14 protein-coding genes are annotated in these 21,426 nt (G+C 67.3%); 10 read left to right on the plus strand and 4 right to left on the minus strand.

All coding sequences use genetic code 11. The annotated features are described in order from the left end of the window. Window positions 1-4 precede the first annotated feature (4 nt). Window positions 5-1,066 carry an agmatinase gene (speB, locus tag ABGN05_RS03870; RefSeq protein ID WP_367952665.1) on the minus strand — a complete coding sequence of 354 codons (1,062 nt, stop codon included), beginning with the start codon at window positions 1,064-1,066 and terminating at the stop codon, window positions 5-7. A gap of 307 nt (window positions 1,067-1,373) precedes the next feature. Here speB and ABGN05_RS03875 point away from each other — a divergent pair, with 307 nt between their 5' ends. The 9 genes from ABGN05_RS03875 to ABGN05_RS03915 all read left to right on the plus strand — a co-directional run bounded on the left by ABGN05_RS03875 (window position 1,374) and on the right by ABGN05_RS03915 (window position 11,360). Then, entirely contained in the window at window positions 1,374-2,918 is a 1,545-nt protein-coding gene (locus ABGN05_RS03875; protein ID WP_367952666.1) for a benzoate-CoA ligase family protein, read from the plus strand. 4 nt (window positions 2,919-2,922) lie between these two features. Continuing rightward, the gene (locus ABGN05_RS03880; protein WP_367952667.1) at window positions 2,923-3,738 is read left to right on the plus strand and encodes an alpha/beta fold hydrolase; all 816 of its coding nucleotides are present in this window, start codon (window positions 2,923-2,925) and stop codon (window positions 3,736-3,738) included. A gap of 1 nt (window position 3,739) precedes the next feature. After that, window positions 3,740-4,270 (plus strand): DUF309 domain-containing protein, encoded by a 531-nt coding sequence (locus ABGN05_RS03885; RefSeq protein WP_367952668.1) that lies wholly within the window; start codon window positions 3,740-3,742, stop codon window positions 4,268-4,270. A 126-nt stretch (window positions 4,271-4,396) separates the two neighbouring features. Continuing rightward, window positions 4,397-6,058 carry a 2,3-epoxybenzoyl-CoA dihydrolase gene (gene boxC / locus ABGN05_RS03890; RefSeq protein WP_367952669.1) on the plus strand — a complete coding sequence of 554 codons (1,662 nt, stop codon included), beginning with the start codon at window positions 4,397-4,399 and terminating at the stop codon, window positions 6,056-6,058. A 126-nt stretch (window positions 6,059-6,184) separates the two neighbouring features. Continuing rightward, entirely contained in the window at window positions 6,185-7,636 is a 1,452-nt protein-coding gene (gene boxB / locus ABGN05_RS03895; RefSeq protein ID WP_367952670.1) for a benzoyl-CoA 2,3-epoxidase subunit BoxB, read from the plus strand. Between the two features lie 9 nt (window positions 7,637-7,645). Next, on the plus strand, window positions 7,646-8,050 hold the full coding sequence (locus ABGN05_RS03900) for an OsmC family protein (protein WP_367952671.1): 405 nt from the start codon (window positions 7,646-7,648) through the stop codon (window positions 8,048-8,050). 352 nt (window positions 8,051-8,402) lie between these two features. Then, window positions 8,403-9,599 carry a benzoyl-CoA 2,3-epoxidase subunit BoxA gene (gene boxA, locus ABGN05_RS03905; protein WP_367952672.1) on the plus strand — a complete coding sequence of 399 codons (1,197 nt, stop codon included), beginning with the start codon at window positions 8,403-8,405 and terminating at the stop codon, window positions 9,597-9,599. A 75-nt stretch (window positions 9,600-9,674) separates the two neighbouring features. After that, the gene (locus tag ABGN05_RS03910; protein WP_367952673.1) at window positions 9,675-10,592 is read left to right on the plus strand and encodes a helix-turn-helix transcriptional regulator; all 918 of its coding nucleotides are present in this window, start codon (window positions 9,675-9,677) and stop codon (window positions 10,590-10,592) included. A 360-nt stretch (window positions 10,593-10,952) separates the two neighbouring features. Then, the gene (locus tag ABGN05_RS03915; RefSeq protein ID WP_367952674.1) at window positions 10,953-11,360 is read left to right on the plus strand and encodes a hypothetical protein; all 408 of its coding nucleotides are present in this window, start codon (window positions 10,953-10,955) and stop codon (window positions 11,358-11,360) included. A gap of 199 nt (window positions 11,361-11,559) precedes the next feature. Here the strand turns inward: ABGN05_RS03915 and ABGN05_RS03920 are convergent, their stop codons facing one another. Beyond that, the gene (locus ABGN05_RS03920) at window positions 11,560-11,991 is read right to left on the minus strand and encodes a rhodanese-like domain-containing protein (protein WP_367952675.1); all 432 of its coding nucleotides are present in this window, start codon (window positions 11,989-11,991) and stop codon (window positions 11,560-11,562) included. Between the two features lie 735 nt (window positions 11,992-12,726). On the opposite strand from ABGN05_RS03920, the gene ABGN05_RS03925 reads away from it, so the two are divergent. Then, entirely contained in the window at window positions 12,727-13,530 is an 804-nt protein-coding gene (locus ABGN05_RS03925) for a class I SAM-dependent methyltransferase (RefSeq protein ID WP_367952676.1), read from the plus strand. A 33-nt stretch (window positions 13,531-13,563) separates the two neighbouring features. Here the strand turns inward: ABGN05_RS03925 and pbpC are convergent, their stop codons facing one another. Continuing rightward, complete coding sequence (gene pbpC / locus ABGN05_RS03930; protein ID WP_373695882.1) at window positions 13,564-15,633, minus strand: penicillin-binding protein 1C; 2,070 nt, start codon at window positions 15,631-15,633, stop codon at window positions 13,564-13,566. Between the two features lie 229 nt (window positions 15,634-15,862). Further along, complete coding sequence (locus tag ABGN05_RS03935; protein ID WP_367952677.1) at window positions 15,863-21,328, minus strand: alpha-2-macroglobulin family protein; 5,466 nt, start codon at window positions 21,326-21,328, stop codon at window positions 15,863-15,865. Window positions 21,329-21,426 lie beyond the last annotated feature (98 nt).

Genomic DNA, 21,426 nt, shown 5'->3' on the forward strand with positions numbered 1-21,426 from the left:
GGGTTCAACTTCCCGCCGCGCAAAGCCGAGGGCTGAAGACCATCAGGCCGAGGATTTCGAACAGTACCTGCGCGCCGGCCTGGGCCGTGTTGGTGGTGGCATCGTATTGCGGCGCGACTTCGACCACGTCGCCGCCCACGAGGTTCAGGCCCTTCAGCCCGCGCAGCAGTTCCAGCACCTCGCGCGTCGACGGTCCGCCGATCTCGGGCGTTCCTGTCCCCGGGGCATAGGCGGGGTCGAGACTGTCGATGTCGAAGGAGAGGTAGGTCGGGCCGTCGCCGACGATCTCCCTTGCCTTGGCGATGATTGCCGGAATGCCCAGCGCCGGCATCTCCTCGGCATGAATCACCGTCATTCCGGCCTCGTAGGAGAACTCCCACAGATATTCGGCCGAACCGCGGATGCCGATCTGGATGGTGCGGGCCGGATCGAGCACGCCGTCGAGGACCGCGTTGCGGAACGGTCCGCCATGGTGGAACTTGGTGCCATCGAAGGCGCCGCCGGTGTCGCAATGCGCGTCGATGTGGATCATGCCGACCGGCCGCTCGCGCCCCACCGCCTTCAGGATCGGATGCGAGATGGAATGGTCGCCGCCGACCGACAGCGGCACGACACCGGCCGACACGATCCGGCCCACATGCGCCTCGATGTCCTCGTGGCTCTGTTCCAGACGGTAGCGGCTGCGGAACGGCACGTCGCCGATGTCGGCGACCCTCAGTTCATGCACCGGCGCGCAGTCGAGCACGTGGTTGTACGGGCCGATGCGCTCGATCGACCTGAGGGCACGGGGGCCGAAGCGGGCGCCGGGCCGGTTGGTGACGCCGAGGTCCATCGGCACGCCCAGCAGCGCCACCTGTAGATCGCCGAAATCGGGGTTCTGCGGATCGACGGGCAGATGCGGCGCCGAAAGGAAGGTCGGGACGCCGGCATAGGGAGCGGCGCGCGTGCCGGACGCGGTGAAGATGCGGTCGGCGACACGCCGGAAGCGCGGGTCGAACACCTCGCCGCCATGCCCCGAACCGTACCGGCGGCGGAGTCCTTCAAGCTTCTCGTGGTCCCACGCCATGCGAGCCTCGTCCATCCCGAGTCCTCTGCGCCGGATATTGTCTGCCGGAATGGCCGCTGCCAAGGCCCGGTCGGCAGGCCGGAAGTCCGAGGTGTGCGAAAGTGCATCCTAAGGGCGCACGCGACGGGAGTCCCAGGGTGAAGTTGAATGAAGTGCCCACGATTGATGCAACAAAATGCATCATTCCGAGCATGGGCTATATATGGCAGCTTGCCTGTATCCGCCTCGTGCTGCATGATATCGCACGTCGCGTGGAGGAGACATCAGCGTGGCGTGCGAGGACAGGCCTGATCGGGGAGGATCCGAGTTGAACCCAGCGAACGGCAACGCCGCGGCCTATTTTGTCGACCGGCACGTCGAGGAAGGACGGGGCGACAAGCCCGCCTTCGTCGAGTGCGGGCAGAGCGGGCGGACCCTCAGCTACGGCGACCTTATGACCGAGGCGGGCCGCATGGCCGACCTCTACCGGCGGCACGGCATCCAGCCCGAGAATCGGGCCGCGATGATCGTTCTCGACCAGATCGAGTTTCCGATCATCTTCTGGGGCAGTCTCAAGGCCGGCGTCATCCCCGTGCCGCTCAACACGCTGCTGTCGCCCGATTATTACGAGATCATCCTCAATGACAGCCGCGCGCGGGCGCTGTTCGTCTCGGCCGAACTGCTGCCCACGGTCGCGCCCATCCTGCCCCGCCTGCCGCACCTGAAGAAGGTCTTCGTCGTCGGCGGCGAGGCGGGCGCGCATCTGTCCTTCGCCGACGAACTCGCGGCCGGCAACCCTGGCGGGACCGTGGAGGCGGGCGCGGACGAGTGCGCCTTCTGGCTCTATTCCTCCGGCTCTACCGGCCGGCCGAAGGGCGTGCGCCATGTCCACGGCAGCCTCAAGGCGACGTCCGACACGTTCGGCGCGCGGGTGCTGGGCACGCGCGAGGACGACGTCGTGCTCTCGGCCGCAAAGCTCTTCTTCGCCTACGGCCTCGGCAACGCGATGACCTTCCCGATGGCGGTCGGCGCAACCGCCGCGCTCTTCCGCGGCCGGCCGACGCCGGCCGACATGTTTTCGGCCATGGCCGAGGTGCGCCCGACGGTCTTTTGCGGCGTGCCGACGCTCTATGCCGGCATGGTGGCGCACATGGCGCAGAACGGGCCCAAGGGGCTGGACCGACTGCGCATCTGCGTGTCGGCCGGCGAGGCGCTGCCGGCGGAGATCGGCAACAAGTGGAAGGCCGGCACCGGCACCGACATCCTCGACGGCGTCGGCTCCACCGAAATGCTGCACATCTTTCTCTCCAACGCCCCTGGCAGCATCGTCTACGGCACGTCGGGCGTCGCGGTGCCCGGATACGAGGTCCGCCTCGTCGACGAGCACGGCAGGGAGGTCGCCGACGGCGAGGTGGGCGAACTCCTCGTCAACGGACCTTCTGCAGCGGAGAACTACTGGAACCAGCGCGACAAGAGCCGCTCCACCTTCGAGGGCCACTGGACGCGCACGGGCGACAAGTACGAGCGCACCGCGGAGGGCCGCTACGTCTACTGCGGCCGCACCGACGACATGTTTAAGGTCTCCGGCATCTGGGTCTCGCCCTTCGAGGTCGAGCAGGCGCTGGTCTCGCACCCGGACGTGCTGGAGGCCGCCGTCGTCGCCCACAAGGACGAGACCGGACTGGAAAAGCCCCGCGCCTTCGTGGTGCTGAAGAACGGCGCCGCAAGCGACGGCCTCGCCGATGCGCTCAGGGAGCACGTCAAGGCCAAGGTCGGCGCCTGGAAGTATCCGCGCTGGATCGACATCGTGCCCGATCTGCCGAAGACGGCAACGGGCAAGGTCCAGCGGTTCAAGCTCAGGGAAGGGGCCTGACGCCATGTGGAAGGACGGCGAAAGCGTCATGTTCCGGGCCGACGGCGGCTGGCTCGAAGGCAAGTGCCACGGACCGTCGCCCGACACCGCGCCCACCATCATAATGCTGCACGAGGGTCTCGGGTGCGTCGATCTCTGGCGCGATTTCCCGCGAAAACTTGCCGAGGCGACGCGCTACGGGGTCTTCACCTATTCCAGGCGCGGCTACGGTGCGTCCGATCCGGCGGAGCTACCGCGGCCGGTCGACTACATGACGCGCGAGGCCGTCGAAGTGCTGCCGGAAGTGCTGGGCGCGATCGGCTTCACCGAGGGCATTCTGCTCGGCCATTCCGACGGCGCCTCGATCGCGGCGATCTATGCCGGTTCGATCCAGGACCACCGGGTGAGGGGGCTGGTGCTGATGGCGCCGCACTTCTTCACCGAACCGATGGGGCTGGCGGCGATCGCGAAGGCGCGCGAGGCATACGAGACCGGCGACCTCAGGGCGCGGCTGTCAAAATACCACGCCAATGTCGACAACGCCTTCCGCGGCTGGAACGACGCCTGGCTCGATCCGGCCTTCGAGGACTGGAACATCGAGGAGGTCATCGCCTACATCCGCGTCCCCGTGCTGGCGATCCAGGGGGTGCAGGACCAGTACGGAACTGCGGCCCAGATCGAGGCGCTTCAGGAGCAGAGCTACAATCCCGTCGATGTCGCCATGCTCGACGACTGCGGCCACGCCCCCTTCGTCGAGCAGCCGGACCGGACGCTGGCGCTGGTCACCGAGTTCGTCGAACGACTCGACCGCATTGAGGCGGCCGAGCCCGAAACGGCGTGAGGTGGCGCAGGCCGCCTGTCCGGCGGGCGATCTGCCTCTCCCCGCCACCCCATACATCCCCGGCCGCACCGCGCGCCCGACCTCCGGCGCCTTCATGGAGATCGCCGACCGGGCGCCAGCGACGACCGACCCGGACCTCTGGCGTGACAACGAGGCGTGGCTCTGCGGCTTCACGCTCTACCGCGCCGGCTTCTTCTGGGAGACGCACGAAGTGTGGGAGCCGGTCTGGATGGGTACCCGCCCCAACAGCGCCGAACGGCATATCGTGCAGGGATTGATTCAACTGGCGAACGGATGCCTGAAACTCGCCATGCACCGCCCCAAGGCCGCGCTGCGCCTCGCGCGCGAAGCGCATCAGCGTCTCGGCGACGCCCGCAGCGGCGGCGCGAACCGGCTGATGGGCCTCGATCCGGCGTCGGCCCATGCGGCCATCGGCGCGTTCCTCGCCTCCGCCGAAACCTGGCAGGAGCGGGAGCCGGAGGAGATTCTTCGCTGCCGACCACAGCTTGAGATAAACGATAATGCATTTTAATGCATATACATGGCCATTTCGGGCCAGTAATGACGCTAAATTCCGCGTGAACGGCGCAATTGATGGCTGGCATCGCGCACCATAGTGCACTATGGTGCCGCCATTCGACGACCCAGGGAGCATAGAGTGGCCAAGGCAATCGATTTCCAGACGGACCCGTCGAAGTACCGTCACTGGAAGATCCGCTACGAGGGTGAGGTCGCGCATCTCCTCATGGACGTCGACGAGACCGGCGGCCTGTTCGAAGGCTACGAGTTGAAGCTCAACTCCTACGATCTCGGCGTCGACATCGAACTGGCCGACATCGTCCAGCGCATGCGCTTCGAACATCCCGAGGTGAAAGTTGTCGTCATGCAGTCCGGCAAGGAGCGCGTCTTCTGCGCCGGGGCCAACATCCGCATGCTGGGCGGCGCGGCGCATTCCCACAAGGTCAATTTCTGCAAGTTCACCAACGAGACCCGCAACACCTTCGAGGCGGCGGGCCGCGAGTCGGGCCAGTACTATATCGCCGCCGTGCGCGGCGCCTGCGCCGGCGGCGGCTACGAACTGGCGCTCGCCTGCGACCACATCATCCTGACCGACGACGGCTCGTCCTCGGTCTCGCTTCCCGAGGTGCCGCTGCTCGCCGTGCTGCCCGGCACCGGCGGGCTCACCCGCGTCACCGACAAGCGCAAGGTGCGCCGCGACCACGCCGACGTGTTCTGCTCCACCGAGGAGGGCGTGCGCGGCAAGCGCGCCAAGGAGTGGAAGCTGGTCGACGACGTCGTCGCCAACACGAAATTCGACGAGACGGTGTCCCAGCGCGCGCGCGAGTTCGCGGCGAAATCCCGCCGCCCCTCGGACGCGAAGGGTATCTCGCTCACTCCCCTCGACCGCACGTTCGGCGAGGACGGCACGGTCACCTATTCCAGCGTCGAGGTCGAGATCGACCGGGAGAAGCGCATCGCCAGGGTCACCATCCACGGTCCGACGGACGCCGCGCCAGCCTCGCTCGACGATCTCCAGGAGCAGGGCGCGTCCACCTGGATGCTGCGGGTGGCGCGCGAGCTCGACGACGCGATCCTGCACCTGCGCAACAACGAACTGGAGACCGGCGTCATCGTCTTCCGCGCCCAAGGCGATCCTGAACTCGTCGCCGCGCACGAGCGCTTCCTGCTCGACAACCGCGAGCACTGGCTCGCCAACGAAATGCTGCTCTACTTCAAGCGCGTCCTGAAGCGCGTCGACCTCACCTCGCGCTCGCTGGTGGCGCTGGTCGAACCCGGCTCCTGCTTCGCCGGCCCGCTCGCCGAACTCCTCTTCGCGGTCGACCGATCCTACATGGCCGAGGGCGATTTCGAGGGCGACAACCGCCCGGTCGCCACCCTCACGCTGACCGACGGCAATTTCGGCTCCTACCCGATGTCGAACGATTTGACGCGGCTCCAGACCCGCTTCCTCGGCGAGCCGCAAAAGGTCGACGAGGCGAAGGAGCGTGTCGGCGAGGCGCTGGAGGCGTTCGACGCCAACGCGCTCGGCCTCGTCACCTTCTGCTTCGACGACATCGACTGGGAGGACGAAGTGCGCATCTTCCTCGAGGAACGCGCCTCCTTCTCGCCCGACGCGCTCACCGGCATGGAGGCCAACCTGCGCTTCGCCGGCCCCGAAACCATGGAAACCCGCATCTTCGGCCGCCTCACCGCCTGGCAGAACTGGATCTTCCAGCGCCCCAACGCCGTCGGCGAGAAGGGCGCCCTTCAGCGCTACGGCACCGGCGTGCGGGGCGAGTTCGATATGAAGAGAGTTTGAGTGCAGAGTGCGTTGTTCGTAGTTCGTAGTGCGTAGGGAAAGCAGGCACTACCCACTACGAACTACGAACTACGCACCCCGTCTCAGGCCCACATCCGCTGCCACTGCCCCCGGAGGACCCCACCCATGCTCGACCTGATCAACGTCTCCTACGACACCCAGATTCCCAACAATGTCGGGCTCTCCTCCGACAAGCGCGTCCTGAAGGCCTTGGAGAAGTGGCATCCGGGCTACATCAACTGGTGGAACGACCTGATCCCGCGCAACTTCCAGGAATCGCTGGTCTACCTGCGCACGGCGATCTCGGTCGATCCCAAAGGTTGGGCGAAATTCGACTACGTCAGGATGCCGGAATACCGCTGGGGCATCCTGCTCGCGCCGCAGGTGGAGGATCGCAAGATCCCGTGCGGGGAGCATGTCGGCCAGCCGGCCTGGCAGGAGGTGCCGGGCGAATACCGCAACATGCTCAAGCGCCTGATCGTCATCCAGGGCGACACCGAGCCGGCCTCGGTCGAGCAGCAGCGCCATCTCGGCAAGACCGCGCCGTCGCTCTACGACATGCGCAACCTGTTCCAGGTAAACGTCGAGGAAGGACGGCACCTCTGGGCCATGGTCTACCTGCTGCAAAAGTATTTCGGCGCCGACGGGCGCGAGGAGGCGGACGACCTCTTGCGCCGCTCGTCGGGCTCGGAAGAGGCGCCGCGCATGCTCGGCGCCTTCAACGAGGCGACGCCGGACTGGCTCTCCTTTTTCATGTTCACCTATTTCACCGACCGCGACGGCAAGATGCAGCTGGAATCGCTCGCCCAGTCGGGCTTCGACCCCCTGTCGCGCACCTGCCGCTTCATGCTGACGGAGGAGGCCCACCACATGTTCGTCGGCGAGACCGGCGTTGGCCGTGTCATCCAGCGCACCTGCGAGGCCATGAAGGAGGCCGGCATCGAGGACCCGAACGACATCGACGCCGTGCGGGCGCTGGGCGTCATCGACCTGCCGACGATCCAGAAGAAGCTCAACCTGCACTACACGCTGTCGCTCGACCTGTTCGGCTCGGAAGTCTCGACCAACGCGGCCAACGCCTTCAACGCCGGCATCAAGGGCCGCTACCAGGAGATCAGGATCGACGACGACCATCGGCTTCAGACCTCGACCTATCCGGTCGTGCAACTGCTCGACGGCAAGGTCGTGACGGTCGACGTGCCGGCGCTGTCGGCCATCAACATGCGGCTCAGGGATGACTACGTCACCGACGCGGCCGGCGGCGTGAAACGCTGGAACGCCATGATCGCAAAGATCGGCGTGCCCTTCGAGCTCAAGCTGCCGCATCCCGGCTTCCACCGTCAGATCGGCGTCTTCGGTGCCATCAGGATGACGCCGGATGGCGAGGTGATCTCCGACGCCGAATGGGAAAAGCGCAAGGACGAGTGGCTGCCGACCACCGCCGACGGCGACTACATCGCCTCGCTCATGCAGCCCGTCTGGGAGCCCGGCAAGTTCGCTGGCTGGATCGCGCCGCCGCGCATGGGCATAGACAACAAGCCAGGCGATTTCGAATATGTCCAGCTGCACATGGCATAAGGAAATCCGATGGTCTCGATCAGCGTCAACCTCGCAAACATCGCCGGAACGGAGGCGGCTCTCGGCTGGGCCGGCGCGCACACGCTGGTGGCCGATCGCCCGGCAGGCAAAGCCGGCGGCAAGGGGCTCGGCTTCAACGGAGGCGAGCTTCTGGCGCTGGCGATCGGCGGCTGCTTCGCCAACGACCTGCGCTACGTCGCGCATGCGAAGGGCGTCGCGCTCGGCAAGATCGAACTCGGCGTGACCCTCGACCTCGAAGGCGAGCCGCTGATCGTGACGGGCGCGCGCATGGCGGTCACCTGCGAAACCACCGACGGCTCGGATCCCCGCCCGGTGATCGAGGAGGCTAAAGCGGACAGCACCGTCAGCAATTCGATCATCCGGGGCTTTCCGGTAACGATTGAAGCAGGCTGAGGCAGTTCTCCATGAACGCGCCCGTCAAGCAGCACCTCACCGTCTCGCTTCGCGATCCAGCGGCATCGTGCGTGGTTCGACAGGCTCACCATGAGGGAGATCTGTGGGCGGCTTACCATGAGGAACTTTTGGGGCACTATGCCGCTCGTAGAGCGGGTTCCACTGACCTCCCTCATGGTGAGCCTGTCGAACCACGCACGATGGGGCTGCTTCCTGCAGCCCACCGGTCATGCAAAATCAGTCTGCTGGCCATGCAGGAAACGTGTGAATCCGCTAGCCTGCGGGGATGGGCCAGGGGTGGGGGTAGATGCCCGAACCGCAGAATGGTCGCAGTCGCCATCGAGCCTGCCCCATGAACGCGCCCGTCAAGCAGCACCTGATCGATCCGGAGATCTGCATCCGCTGCCACACCTGCGAGGAAGCATGTCCGATCGGCGCGATCACGCATGACGACAACAACGTCGTGGTCGACGCCTCGATCTGCAATTTTTGCATGGACTGCATCTCGCCGTGCCCGACCGGCTCGATCGACAACTGGCGCGTGGTGACGACGCCCTATTCGCTGGAAGAACAGCTGTCCTGGATGGAGCTGCCCGAGCAGGCGGACGTTTCGGCCGAAGGCGAGGGCTCCGGCCCGGCGATCGAGGCGCTGGACGACGAGGTCGCGGCCCTGCTTGCCGAAGCGCACAAGGGTGCGGGCGGCGCGGCCAAGGCGCCGGTCTCGGCCTCGAAGCCCAGCGTCAACCTCTTCTCCAGCGCCCATCCGGCGATCGCCACGGTGCAGGGCAACTACCGGCTGACCGCCGAGGACGCCGATTCGGACGTTCGCCACATCATCCTCGACCTCGGCAACACATCCTTTCCGGTGCTCGAAGGCCAGAGCGTCGGCATCGCACCGCCCGGCACCGACGCCAATGGCCGGCCGCACCGCATGCGGCTCTATTCGATCTCCTCGCCCCGCGACGGCGAGCGGCCGAACACCAACAACCTGTCGCTGACGGTCAAGCGCGAGCCGAACGGCGTCGCCTCCAATTATGTCTGCGACCTGAAGCGCGGCGACGAAGTCAGGCTCACCGGGCCGTTCGGCTCGACCTTCCTGATGCCCAACGACCCACAGGCGAACATCCTGATGATCTGCACCGGCACCGGCTCGGCGCCGTTCCGCGGCTTCACCATGCGCCGCCAGCGTACCGTCAGCGGCCCCTCGGGCGGCATGACGCTGATCTTCGGCGCCCGCTCGCCGAGTTCGCTGCCCTATTTCGGACCGCTGAAGAAGGTGCCCGACACGCTGCTGGCAAAACATCTCGTGTTCAGTCGCGTCGCGGGTTCGCCCAAGGAATACGTCCAGGACCGCATGCGGGCGGAAAAGGAGCGTATCGCCGCGCTGCTCGCCTCCGAAAACACCCATGTCTACGTCTGCGGCCTGAAGGCGATGGAGATCGGCGTCGAGAGCGCCTTCGAGGATATCGCCCGCGGCGCGGGGATGAACTGGAAGACACTGCGCGACGCCATGCGCGCCTCCGGCCGCTATCACCTCGAAACCTACTGATCCTCCACGCGCGATATTGCATCATCGTCCACGGTATGCATTATAATGCATACCGATCGGTCGGATAGGGGTGGCATGGACGAAATCGTCGGTTTTGATGGCAGGGCGAGCGCGCCGGAAACGGCGCCCGCCGAGGATGCCGCCAATGCGGCGCTGCTTGCCATGGTCGGCGAGCGGGTCCGCACCGCTCGGTCGCGAAAAGGCCTTTCGCGCAAGCGGCTCGCCGAAACCTCCGGCGTCTCGCAGCGCTATCTGGCGCAGCTCGAGGCGGGCGAGGGCAACATCTCCATCGTTCTCCTGCGCCGTGTTGCCGAAGCGCTCGACCACCGGATCGAGTGGCTGGTGGGGGCCGACGACCCGTGGAACTCCGACGTCATGACCGTGATGGCGCTCTACCGCGGAGCAACCGCCGAGCAGCGCCAGCGCGTGCTCGAAATCCTTGATCCCGAGCATCCGAGTCTCAGGCGCGGCCGGCGCATCGCGCTGATCGGCCTGCGCGGTGCCGGCAAGTCGACGCTCGGTCGCATGGCGGCGGATGCGCTAGGCCTGCCCTTCCTTGAACTCAACGCCGAGATCGAGCAGGCGAGCGGCATGCCGGTCAACGAGGTTATGGCGCTCTACGGTCAGGAAGGCTACCGCCGGCTGGAACGCCAGTCGGTCGAGCGCATCGCCGCCACCAGCGAGGCGCTCGTGCTGGCGGTCGCCGGCGGCATCGTCTCGGAACCCGAGACCTTCAACCACCTCCTGCGGCACTACCACACGATCTGGCTGAAGGCGCGGCCCGAGGAGCACATGGCCCGCGTCCGCGCCCAGGGCGACACCCGTCCGATGGCCGGCAACCCTGCCGCAATGGAAGACCTGCGCACCATCCTCACCAGCCGGGAAGCGCTCTACGCCCAGGCAGCCATGCATGTGGACACGTCGGGCAGGACGCTGGAGGAAAGCCTGACGGATGTGCTCGCCGCCATCCGCGAGCGGGGAGTCTTGGGGTAGGGCGGCAAACCCCCGCTTTACGCGCCAGCAGCCGAGCCGAGCAAAGCAGCGCGTTCCACCGGACCTCCTCATCCTGAGGCGCGAGCCCGCACGATCTCTGCCACGCGATCACCGACCTCGGCAGGGCGAGCCTCGAAGGGCCCGCCAAACGATCAGAGCGCTCCACCGGACCTCCTCATCCTGAGGTGCGAGCCCGCACGATCTCCGCAACGCGATCCCGAGCGTCGGCGGACGAGCCTCGAAGGACGCACCATGTGCACAGACACCACACCCTCCCTAACGAAACCAGCCGCTTAAGCGAATTCCATCCACGCCCCGACGATCCGTCCCACAATGGCGCCGGGTAAAGGAGACACCGGAATGCACGCGGCGGCACTGGACGATCGGGGATTGAGGCGCATCATCGCGATGCTCGTCTCCTTCGCCGCCATCGCCGAGCGCGCCGCTTGCCGGTCCCTTCCGGTCCGCTGGCTCGTGCTTCTGATCCTGCGCACGGCCGAAACCGTGGCGCTGGAATTCGTCGTCGACACAACGCAGGCGGACCTGCCGCGCTTCGATGGCGACCCGCAGACCGGATGCAGCCCCGAGGACGCGGCATTGCTCGCCCAGCGCTTCCGCATGCTCGCGGCCGCGCTCGGCGCCCTGCTGCCCCCACCCGGTCGTCCCGAGGGTTGCGCGATCGGCTACCTTGCGTCGCGCCGACTCGTACAGTCGCTGCAATTCGTCATGCCTTTTGGCAGTGCGCCGGTGCCCGACGATACGTCCTGACGTCCGTTTGTCCCGAGGCACTGTCCTGTCTGATCCGAATGCCCGGGCGGATGAACCGCCGCCCGGGGCGCCGGCGCAGGCGCGGTGCGTCCTTCGAGGCTCGCCCGGCAACGGACGTATTTTCGCGGCGAGGATAGTGCGGGCTCGCACCTCAGGATGAGGAGCTTTTGTGTTTGGATACGCTCGCAAGGAATCGGCTTCAGTCGTTCGGGCGGCCCTGGAGCTGCAACTCGTCCAGAAGGCCCGTCTCCCCCGGCTGTCCCTCGAGCCCCCCGCGAAGATGCGAGATCCTGGAACGGATTCCGTATTGACCCGCAAGATGGATCGCTTCGGCGCTCCGGCGACCGATCCCGCACAGCAGGACGAAGGTCTTCGCAGGTTCGGCCGACATGAGCCGTTTCAACTGCGCGAAGAAGTTGACGTGTTCCGGCAGATTCCTGCCACCGGTTGCCGGCGTCCACTGGAGGCGGACGATCCGGATGGGACCTGCCTCGAACCGCCGCGGCTTTTCGCGTGGAAAGCGGATGTCGACGATGACGATCTCGCCTGGTTCGATATGCAGCAATTGCTCGGCGGAGAGTTCGAGCGGCAATGGGTCCGCGAGCAGCGATGTTGCGGTTCCGATAAACATGGAAATTGCCCATGCCGTCCGAACAAGTGTGCGCGAGCCCAAAGGAATGTCCCGCTACTTTTGACCGTATGTTCGGTTGGGATAGGCAGGGTAGAAACGTCCGCTCCTTGTATGGAAGACGGAATACTTGTCCCCATTACGGTAGAACCGATAATGCGTGCTCCCGCCCGCCAGCGTTCCGTCTTCGAGCATCCTGTAGGGCCACGTCCCCCATTCCCGTTTCTGATAGAAATTGAAGTAGGAATATGTTCCTGTATCTCTGAACAGAAACGAGCCGTCCGGGCTGTGCCAGGGGGTACCGATAAAGATACCGCGGACTTCGCCAGGAGACAGCTGGACGCGGCCAGCATGAGCGACGTTAAGCGATGCCAGCAAGACTATGAAGAATGCGGCTGCCCGGATCATTTCCCGTCCCCTACGTTTCCGCGAGGAGGCATTGTACGCTGAAATCCATGCGCTACAACCCGTGGTTTCGCCGGCGCTTCTACTCCACGAAAACCCTTGACGCTCGCCGCCCGTCCCGCCGCGTCGATCACCGTCAGGGTCGAAGAACCGGCGCCGTCCGGCGTCCACGATCCGGTGCGCCGGCCACCAGCGCCTAGTCCGGAGGGGCGAAGCGGCGCAGCGAGAAGGGCAGGTCAGTGCGCGACAGCCGCACCGCGCCCGCGTCGCGCGGGTGCCCAGGAAGCGATCCTCGTGCTACTCTGTCCCGAGTGCGGGTTGGAGGAGGATGACGTGTCGTCGCAATCTTCATTCGATGCATGGAACGCGGGCAAGAGCTACGAACACTATATGGGCCGGTGGAGCCGCCTTGTCGCTTCGAGGTTCCTCGGCTGGCTCGACCCTGACGAGGATGCCGACTGGCTCGAGGTCGGATGCGGCACCGGCGCGTTGACCTCCGCGATCCTGCGCGACTGCTCGCCCAGGTCGCTTCTTGCCACCGATCCTTCCAGCGATTTCGTCGACCATGCACGCGCCCGCGCCACCGATCCGCGTGCGCGCTTCGAGGTCGCCACGGCTCAGGATCTGCCTGCCAAGGACGGTACGATCGACGTCGTCACGTCCGCGCTCGTGTTGAACTTCGTGCCCGATCGTCGCGCCGGACTCGTGGAGATGCAGCGCGTGCTGCGCCCGGGCGGCACGATTTCCTTCTACGTCTGGGACTATCCGGGCGGTGGTATCGGCTTCATCGACGCTTTCTGGAAAGCTGCGGTGTCACTGGATCCGAAGGCGGCCGAGTTGGACGAGGCGGCCAGATTTCCCTTCTGCAGCGCCGACGGTCTGGCCGCGCTTTGCGCGGAGGCGGGCATCGGGAACGCCGAGATCGTTCCTGTCGAGGTCGTCACGGAATTCCCGGATTTCGAGGCGTTCTGGCATCCGTTCACGCTGGGAGCAGGTCCGGCGCCCGGTTACTGCATGAGCCTGCAGGAGGACCGGCGCGAGATGCTGAAATCACGTCTTGCACGGACGCTTGGTTCGGACGGTCCCGTCCGCCTGACGGCGCGGGCCTGGGCGATGAAGGCGAAGGTCGCCGGCTAGACCGGTTGCGCCCGGGTGCCCGCGCCCGTCCGCCTACTCCACGAACACCCGCACGCTGTCCGCCCGTCCCGCCGCGTCGATCACCGTCAGCGTCGAGAAGCCGGCGCCGTCGGGCGTCCACGATCCGGTGCGGCGCCTTGCGGAAACCGGAACCGGCCGGCCGTTGGCGAGCCAGCGGAAGGGCGCGCGGCCGCCGTTGAGTTTCAGCGCCAGCGGCATGGCGCCGTCGCCGGCAAGACCGAGGTCGACGCGGGCTCCGGCGGGGGGGAAGACGATTTCAGGTGCCGGCTCGGTCGGGGCGCCCGCCACCAGCGCCTGTTCCGGCGGGGCGAAGCGGCGCAGCGAGAAGGGCAGCTCGGTGCGCGACAGCCGCACCGCGCCTGCCGGCGCGCGGGGCAGGGGCTCGATGCCGAGGCCGGATTTGGAGAACGCTTCGAAGAGGATGGGCGCGGCGGCGAGATAACCGGTCAGGCCCGGCACCGAGCCGCCGTCCGGCCGGCCGACCCAGACGCCCAGCACGTGGCGCCCGTCGTAGCCGACCGACCAGGCGTCGCGAAAGCCGTAGGAGGTGCCGGTCTTGTAGGCGATACCGAGGCGCGGCGCGCCCTGCGGCGGCGCGACGCCAGACAGCATGTCGGCGACCTGCCACACCGCCTGGCGCGACAGGATGGCGTCGGGCAGCGCGGCGGGTTTTTCGTCCGGAAAGGAGCGCAGCGGAGACACGCGGCCGCCGTTGGCGAGGCCGGTGTAGAGCTGGACCAGTTGTTCCAGCGTCACGCCCGCGCCGCCGAGCCCGATCGCCAGTCCCGGCGTCTCGCCGCGCGGCAGGGCCGGGACGACGCCGCCGCGCTTCAGCCGCGACACCAGCCGCACCGGACCGACCGCGTCGAGCAGCCGGATCGCCGGCACGTTGAGCGACAGCTGCAGCGCCTGGCGGATCGTCACGTCGCCCTGGTAGCCCATGTCGAAGTTCTTCGGCCGGTAGCCGGAAAAATTCGCCGGGCGGTCCTCGATCATCGTCTCCTGCATGACTACCCCGTCCTCGACCGCCAGCCCGTAGATGAAGGGCTTGAGGGTCGAGCCCGGCGAGCGCTCGGCGCGCGCCATGTCGATCCAGCCGGCGCGGCGCGGCTCGAAATAGTCGGCCGAGCCGACCTTGGCGAGCACCTCGCCGGTCTGCGAGTCCGCCAGCACCATGGCGACGGAGACCTTTGGGCCGATGCGCGCGGCGGCAGCGCTGGCCACCTTTTCCAGCGCCTCCTGGACGCCGCGATCGATCGTCACCTGGCGGCGCGTCGCGGCGGGGTCGCGGCGCAGCGCGGCGTCGGCGACATGCGCGGCGAGGCCGGGGAGGGGACGGCGGACGCCCGAGACCGCCTCCGCCGAGGCGCGCTCCACTTCGCTTTCGATGATCACGCCGGCCACGGCCATCCGCGCCAGCACGCGGTCGCGCGCCGCCTTCGCGGACTGCCGGTGCCTGTCGGGCCGGCGGGCTTCCGGCGATTGGGGGAGGGCGACGAGCAGCGCCGCCTCGTGCAGCGACAGCCGGTTGGGCTCCTTGCCGAACCAGGCGAGGCTCGCCGCGCGCACTCCTTCTAGATTGCCGCCATAGGGGGCGAGCGTCAGGTAGCGTTGCAGGATCTCCTCCTTGGAGAGGCGCCGCTCGATCTGCAACGCGCGCGCCGCCTGCCGCAGCTTGGCGCCCAGGCTGCGCTCCTCGCGCGGCTCGATCAGGCGTGCCAGCTGCATGGTGATGGTGGAACCGCCAGACACGATCCGGCCGTTGGCCGCGAACTGCGACGCCGCGCGCAGCACGGCCACCGGATCGACCCCATGATGGCTCCAGAAGCGTTGGTCCTCGTAGGCGACCAGCATTTTCTGGAATTGCGGATCGAGCGCCTTCAGGTCGGCCGGAAGACGCCAGCGGCCATCACCGGTCGTATAGGCGCGCAGGAGGGCGCCGTCGCGGTCGACGACTTCGGTGGAGATGTCGGCGGCCTGGTCGAGCGGGGGAGGGTAGGCGCGGTCGAGGCGGTCGAGGGTGAAGAGGGAGGCAGCGGCGGTTAGCACGATGGCCGACAAGGCAGCGGCGATACGAGGCACGAGTCGCCGGATCTTGGGATGCGTGACGATCTCACCCCCACCCCAGCCGGGGCGAGTTGCTTGCCTCGCCCGTCCTTCGGACCCTCTCAAGGGGGAGGGGGATCCGGTCTGTGTCGTTTCAACGCCCGCGGAAATCCCGGCATGCGCAGGGTCCGAATCCCCCCCCGCCCTCAGAGGAGGGGTCAGTGGGGGTTCCGAGCTCGACTCGCTCACGGGTTCGACGCGGGGCCTATTCGCCCCGCACCTCCATCAGCCCCGTCGCCGTGCGGGCCGAAAGCTCCGGCCGGTACATGTCTTCCACGCTCGCGGCGGGGTGCATGTAGACGCCGGGCGTCACGGCGCGCACGACATAGGCAAGCGAGATGTCGCGGGCGTCGCCTTGCTCCCGGTTGAAGGCCGCGATGAAGCGGTCGTCGCGGAACTCGGTGTGCACGGCGCTGGTCTCGCCGAGCCATTCGAAGTTCGCCAGTGCCGCGCTGTCGACCAGACGCGGATTGTCGATCTCGAAACCGGCCGGAAGCAGATCGGAAACGAGGATGCGCGAGGGCCAGGCGTTGGCCTCGTTCACCTTCAGCACCACGACGTAGCGCTCGTTCTGCCTGGCCTGCGTGACGTTCGCCTGCTGGCCGTCGAGCGTGTAGTAGGTCCGCTCGATCGAGAAGCCCTGGCCGCCCGCCGGCAGCGGCTGTTCGGGGGCCGCGACCGTGGTGACGATCGCGTCGACCGGCTCGACGCCTCGGTTGACGACCGTGAGGGGGTTTGCCGCCACCTCCGAACCATCCATCCGCTTCGTGAATGCTCCCTGGTGGGGCGTTCCTGCGACTTCCAGGCTGATGTCGTCGCTCGACTGCTGCACCGCGCGGGCGGCGAGCAGCATCCAGGCCTCGTCCTGCGTGCTGAGGTAGCGCGTCTGGCGGCGCACGTCGGCGACGTACTGAACCATGCTCGGGATCAGCGCCGGCTCGGGCCGGCTTTCGGCCGCCAGTGCCAGCATGGCCGCCCCGTCGCGCAGCTTCGAACCGTAGTCGCTGCGCGCCGTGTAACCGCCGGCGGTCTGCTGCGCGAGCCGGTAGGCCGACGCGAACGTGGTCTCGGCACGCACGGGATCGCCGTAGAGCGCCAGGCTCGCGGCGAGCTGGGCGCGCGACAGGGGGCTCGCGAACTGGTCGAGCTGCGTGTCGGAATAATAGCGCAGGTCGCCCGCCGAGGCCTTCCTGTTGCGCGACAGAACGTAGAGCGCATAGGCGATCTCGTTGCCGTTGCTCTCGATGTTGACGTCGTAGGCGAGAGAGTTCTGGAGGTTGAGCAAGGCCTGCGACATCGCCTGCTCCGGCACCTCGTAATCGAGTTCGCGCGCCCTGGTCAGGAAGTCGGTGACGTAGGAATCGAGCCACAGATCGCCCGAGCCGGGACCCCAGAGGCCGAAGCTGCCGGAGGACGACTGGTAAGCGAGCACGCGCTCGATGGCGCCCTGCACGCGCTGACGCAGGTCGGGGTCGTCCTCCAAGCCGGAGGTCTTCGACAGTTCGCTGACGTAGAGCAGCGGCAGCGCGCGGCTGGTCGTCTGCTCGGCGCAGCCATAGGGATAGCGGTCGAGCGACATCAGGAGCGCCGGCACGTCGAAGGCGGTCATGCGCGACACGTTGACCGCGACCGACGCGCCTTGCGGGATCGACGACGCGAGCAGTTCGCCGTCGATCCTCAGGCTGCCGCCGTTGGCCGCCAGCGTCACCGTCTGGCGCGTCGTCACCGGCATCACGCCGGGGCGCACCGGCAGGGTCTGGGTGCGGTTCACCGTCAGCCCGGAGGCGTGGGTGAGCGCGATGGTGATCTCGCCGGTGCCGGGTGTATCCGCGGTCAGCGGGATCGAGATTTCTGTCTTTCCGCCCGCGGGCAGGCTGACCGTTTTCGGTACGCCACCGTCGGTCGGCAGCAGCGCGCCGCCGGTCGCCACCGCCAGCCGGTAGTCGCCGGCCGGACCGTCGGTGTTGGCGATCTCAAGAAGCAGCCGCGCCTGGTCGCTCGGCGCCATGAAGCGCGGCAGGCTCGCGGTGACGACGATCGGATCGCGCACGATCACGTCCTTCGAGGCGCTTCCGGTGCCGTCCTTCGACCACGCGACCGCCATGACGCGGACCGTGCCGTTGAACTGCGGGATATCGAAGGAGACGCTGGCGCGGCCTTCGTCGTCCACCTTCAGGATGCCGGAGAAGAAGGCGACGAGCTTCTCGGTCGGCGGGTTGCCCTGCGGGGCCATCGCCCCGCCGTCGCCGCCTGTTCTCAGCCGTCCGAAGGCGCCCTGCGAACCGTCGATCAGGCGGCCATAGAGGTCGCGCATCTCGAGGCCGAGCTGGCGCTGGCCGAAATACCAGGCCGTAGGGTCGGGGGCCTCGTAGCGGGTGAGGTTCAGGATGCCGACGTCGACCGCAGCGACCGTGACGTAGGCTTCCGCGCCGGGCTGCAAGCCGCCGACGGAGACGGGCAGGACCAGCGGCTGGCGCGGCTCGGTCTTCTCCGGCGCCTCGATCGAGACGGAGAGCTTGCGCGCGCCGGGGTCGACCTTCAGCCACTTGAGCCCGATGGCGCGCATCGGCAGACGCGATTCCTGCGCCTCGCCGGGGCGGAACAGCGTCGCCATCACATAGGCGCCGGGGCCGAGTTCCGCGGTTACCGGGATGTCGATGGTCGTGCCGCCCTCCGGCACGGTGGCCGTGATGGTAGACAGGAGGCTCTCGGCCCCGATCGTTACCAGCGCCTCGCCGGCAAAGCGCGGCGAGATCTTCAGCTTCGCGGTCTCGCCGACCGCATAGGAATCCTTGTCGAGCGCGACCTCCAGCCCGTCGGGCGTCTCGGTCGAGCTCGCCTCGACATACCAGCCCGCCTCGAATTCGACGCTGGTCGCCGGTCCGTTCGGATCGTCGGTCTCGATCTCCATGCGGTAGCGGCCCCAGCCGACCGGCACCGAGATCATCGGTTCGGCGGTCGTGGATGCGTCGACCGTGCCGTCCTCGACCAGCGTGGTCGAGGTGATCGGCTCGTAGTCCCAGCTGTTGCCGTTGCGGTACCATTGATAGTGCCGCTCGAGCCTGATCAGCGACCAGCGGACGTCCTTTATGTCGACGCGATCGCCGGCCGGATCGACCGCGATGACGCGGAAGTTGGCGGTACCACCTTCCGGTACCGACCCGCCCTCGAATTCGGGCTTCAGGCCGAGCATGTCGCTTTCGGGCGTGATCTCGATATCGATGGACCGCTCGACGGCGCGGCCGCCGGCTTCCACCAGCCGCACGGATGCTTCGGCCATCAGGAACTGGGTGGTGGAGGGCACCGCGTCTACCGCGACCTCGAATTCCGCCTTTCCGTCCGCGCCGGTCTGCGGCAGGCCGTCCAGGGTCGTTCGCGTGTCCTCGACGTCCTCCTCGTCCTCCAGCCCGAAATAGTAGCCCGGGAACTTCTCCCATTCGCGGGTGCGCGAGACGGTGAGCTGGCCTTCGAGGGAAAGGCCTTCGGCCGGCGCGCCGTAGAGGTAGCGGCCGTCGACGGTCAGTGTCGCCGGCTCGCCGACGGCCACCTCGTCCTTGTCGCTAGTCAGGTCGAACTCGATCCTGTCCGGCACGAAGTCCTCGACCAGGAAGGTCCTTTCCGCGATCGCGGCGGCCTTGGGATCGGCGTGGATGCGCAGGCTCCAGGTGCCGCGCATGGCGTTGGCCGCCAGGTCGAGATCGACCGCGTGGCCGCCGAGCTCGGCGCCGGAGGAGACTACGCGGTGATCCTCCACGCCGTCGGGGCGCTGGAAGATGAAGGTCAGCGGCAAGTCGTCGACGGCATCCGCTTCCGTGTCGCGGTTGAGTGCGGCGGCGTGAACGGTCTCGCCGGCGCGGTAGATGCCGCGTTCGGTCCAGGCGTATACGTCGAGCGGGCCGGGCGAGGCGCGGCCCTCTACGCCGCGGTCCGACAGGTCGAAGCCGGAGCGGGTCATGTCGAGGAAGACGAAATCGTCGCCGCCGCCGCTCGCCATAATGACGGCGGGCGCGAGACCGCTGTCGCCGCGCATCAGGCCGGCGTCGAAGACGGCGCGGCCGTCGGCATCGGTGGTTGCGGTGCCCAGGACCTCGTTGTTGCGGGCGACGAGCCTCAGGTCGAGGCCGGGTTTGGGCTTCGCGGTGTCCAGCGAGCGGGCAAAGACGGACAAGCCGTCATTGCCGGCGAAGGTGACGAGCCCGATGTCGGAGATAACGAACCACTGCGTGGCCCGGGTGTCCCAGCTGTCGCGGCGGTCACCCTGCGGCATGGCGGTCATGACGTAGACGCCGGGTTTGCGCTCGGGGATCGCTTCGTCGACCGGGAAGGCGGTGACCACCTCCTCGTTGAGTTCGGAGCTGATGTCGAGCGTGCCTTCGAAGACCGGCTCGCCGAGTTCGTCGGCGATCGTGCCGATCTCGTAGGCGTCGAGCTGGCGCAGGAATTGCGACTGGGTGAGCAGGCGCGACAGCGAGCGGTCGCCGACCCGGTAGAGTGCGATGTCGGCCTTGTCGGTGTTGACCGAAACGACCGGGATGCCGCGGCGGGCGCTATTGGGCAGCACAAAATTGTCGCCGGTGAAGCGCAGCGAGGGAGAGCGGTCGCGGATGTAGATGTCGAGCGCGACGGGTTCGCCGATCACCTCGCCGATGGCGGCGGGAAGTCCCTGGCGGATGACGATGCGGTAGCGACCGCCATGCTCCAGGCCTTCCACGCAGAGCTCGCGCTCGCCCTTTTCAACGGCGGTGGTGGGGGCGTTGTCGACGGTGACGAACTGGGCGTAGTCGACGCCGCTCTTGGCCAGTTCCTCGGAGAACTGGACGCAGACGCGCGGGCTGGCATTGTCTGAATCGACCGTGTGCTCGATGACGCGGAAGCCCCACTGCCGCTTCAGGTCGGCGTAGCGCTCCTGCACCTCCATCGAGGAGACGAGTTCCAGGCTGCGCTCGTAGGCGGTGATGGCCGGACGATGCATGCGGCGCTTTTCGAGCGCCTCGGCCAGCGCGTTCAGAGCGTCGGCACGTTCGTTGGCGGTGCGCGAGAGCCGGTAGCCGTTGATCGCCGCGCCGGTGCCGGCGCGCTGGAAATAGTAGCTGCTCTCCCCGCCGCCGGGCACGACGGCGTTCGCCGCCTCGGCGAGACCGGTCCACAGCGCAGTTTCGTCCGGCAGGATCGTCAGCGCATTGGTGTAGTTCAGCATCGCCGCGCGCGGGTCGTTGCCCGCCATGGCGTTCTCGGCCGCATCGACGAGGGACACCAGTCCCGCGCCGCCGGCTGAGGCCTTGCTCAGCATATCCAGCCGCCAGGGCCGGGCATCGTCCAACACGTAGGACGGGATGAAGGTGAGTTCCGAAGGGGCGCCGATGTCCGGTTCGCTGTTCAGATCCACCACCTTGCCGGCCACGGCACCGGGGAAGGTATTCAGCGTGTTGAAATCGGACTTGAGGAAGCACCATTGCGCCCGCGTGTTGTAGGTGAAGGCGCGGCAGGACGGGTCGCCGAGGCAGGCCGCCTTGCACTGGTCGAGCGACATGTTCTGCTCGGTCCTGAGATCGAAGCCGAAATAGTCGCTGTCCTGCGTGGTCACGATCTGGCGCGCCTGCTGGGCAAGGGTGCCCGTGGCCGTGCCGAGCAGGGCGGCAATGATGATGGCGATGACACGGTATGCGCGCATGAAATAGTTCCTCCGGAGGCACCTTGCCGTAGCAAAGGCCTGTTTCAGGACTGTGGCGTCCTGTGCCTGCCCGCGTGACACTACACGGTTCGGGTCGC

The organism is Aquibium pacificum, assembly GCF_040839445.1.
GTDB classification, from domain to species: Bacteria; Pseudomonadota; Alphaproteobacteria; order Rhizobiales; family Rhizobiaceae; genus Aquibium; species Aquibium pacificus.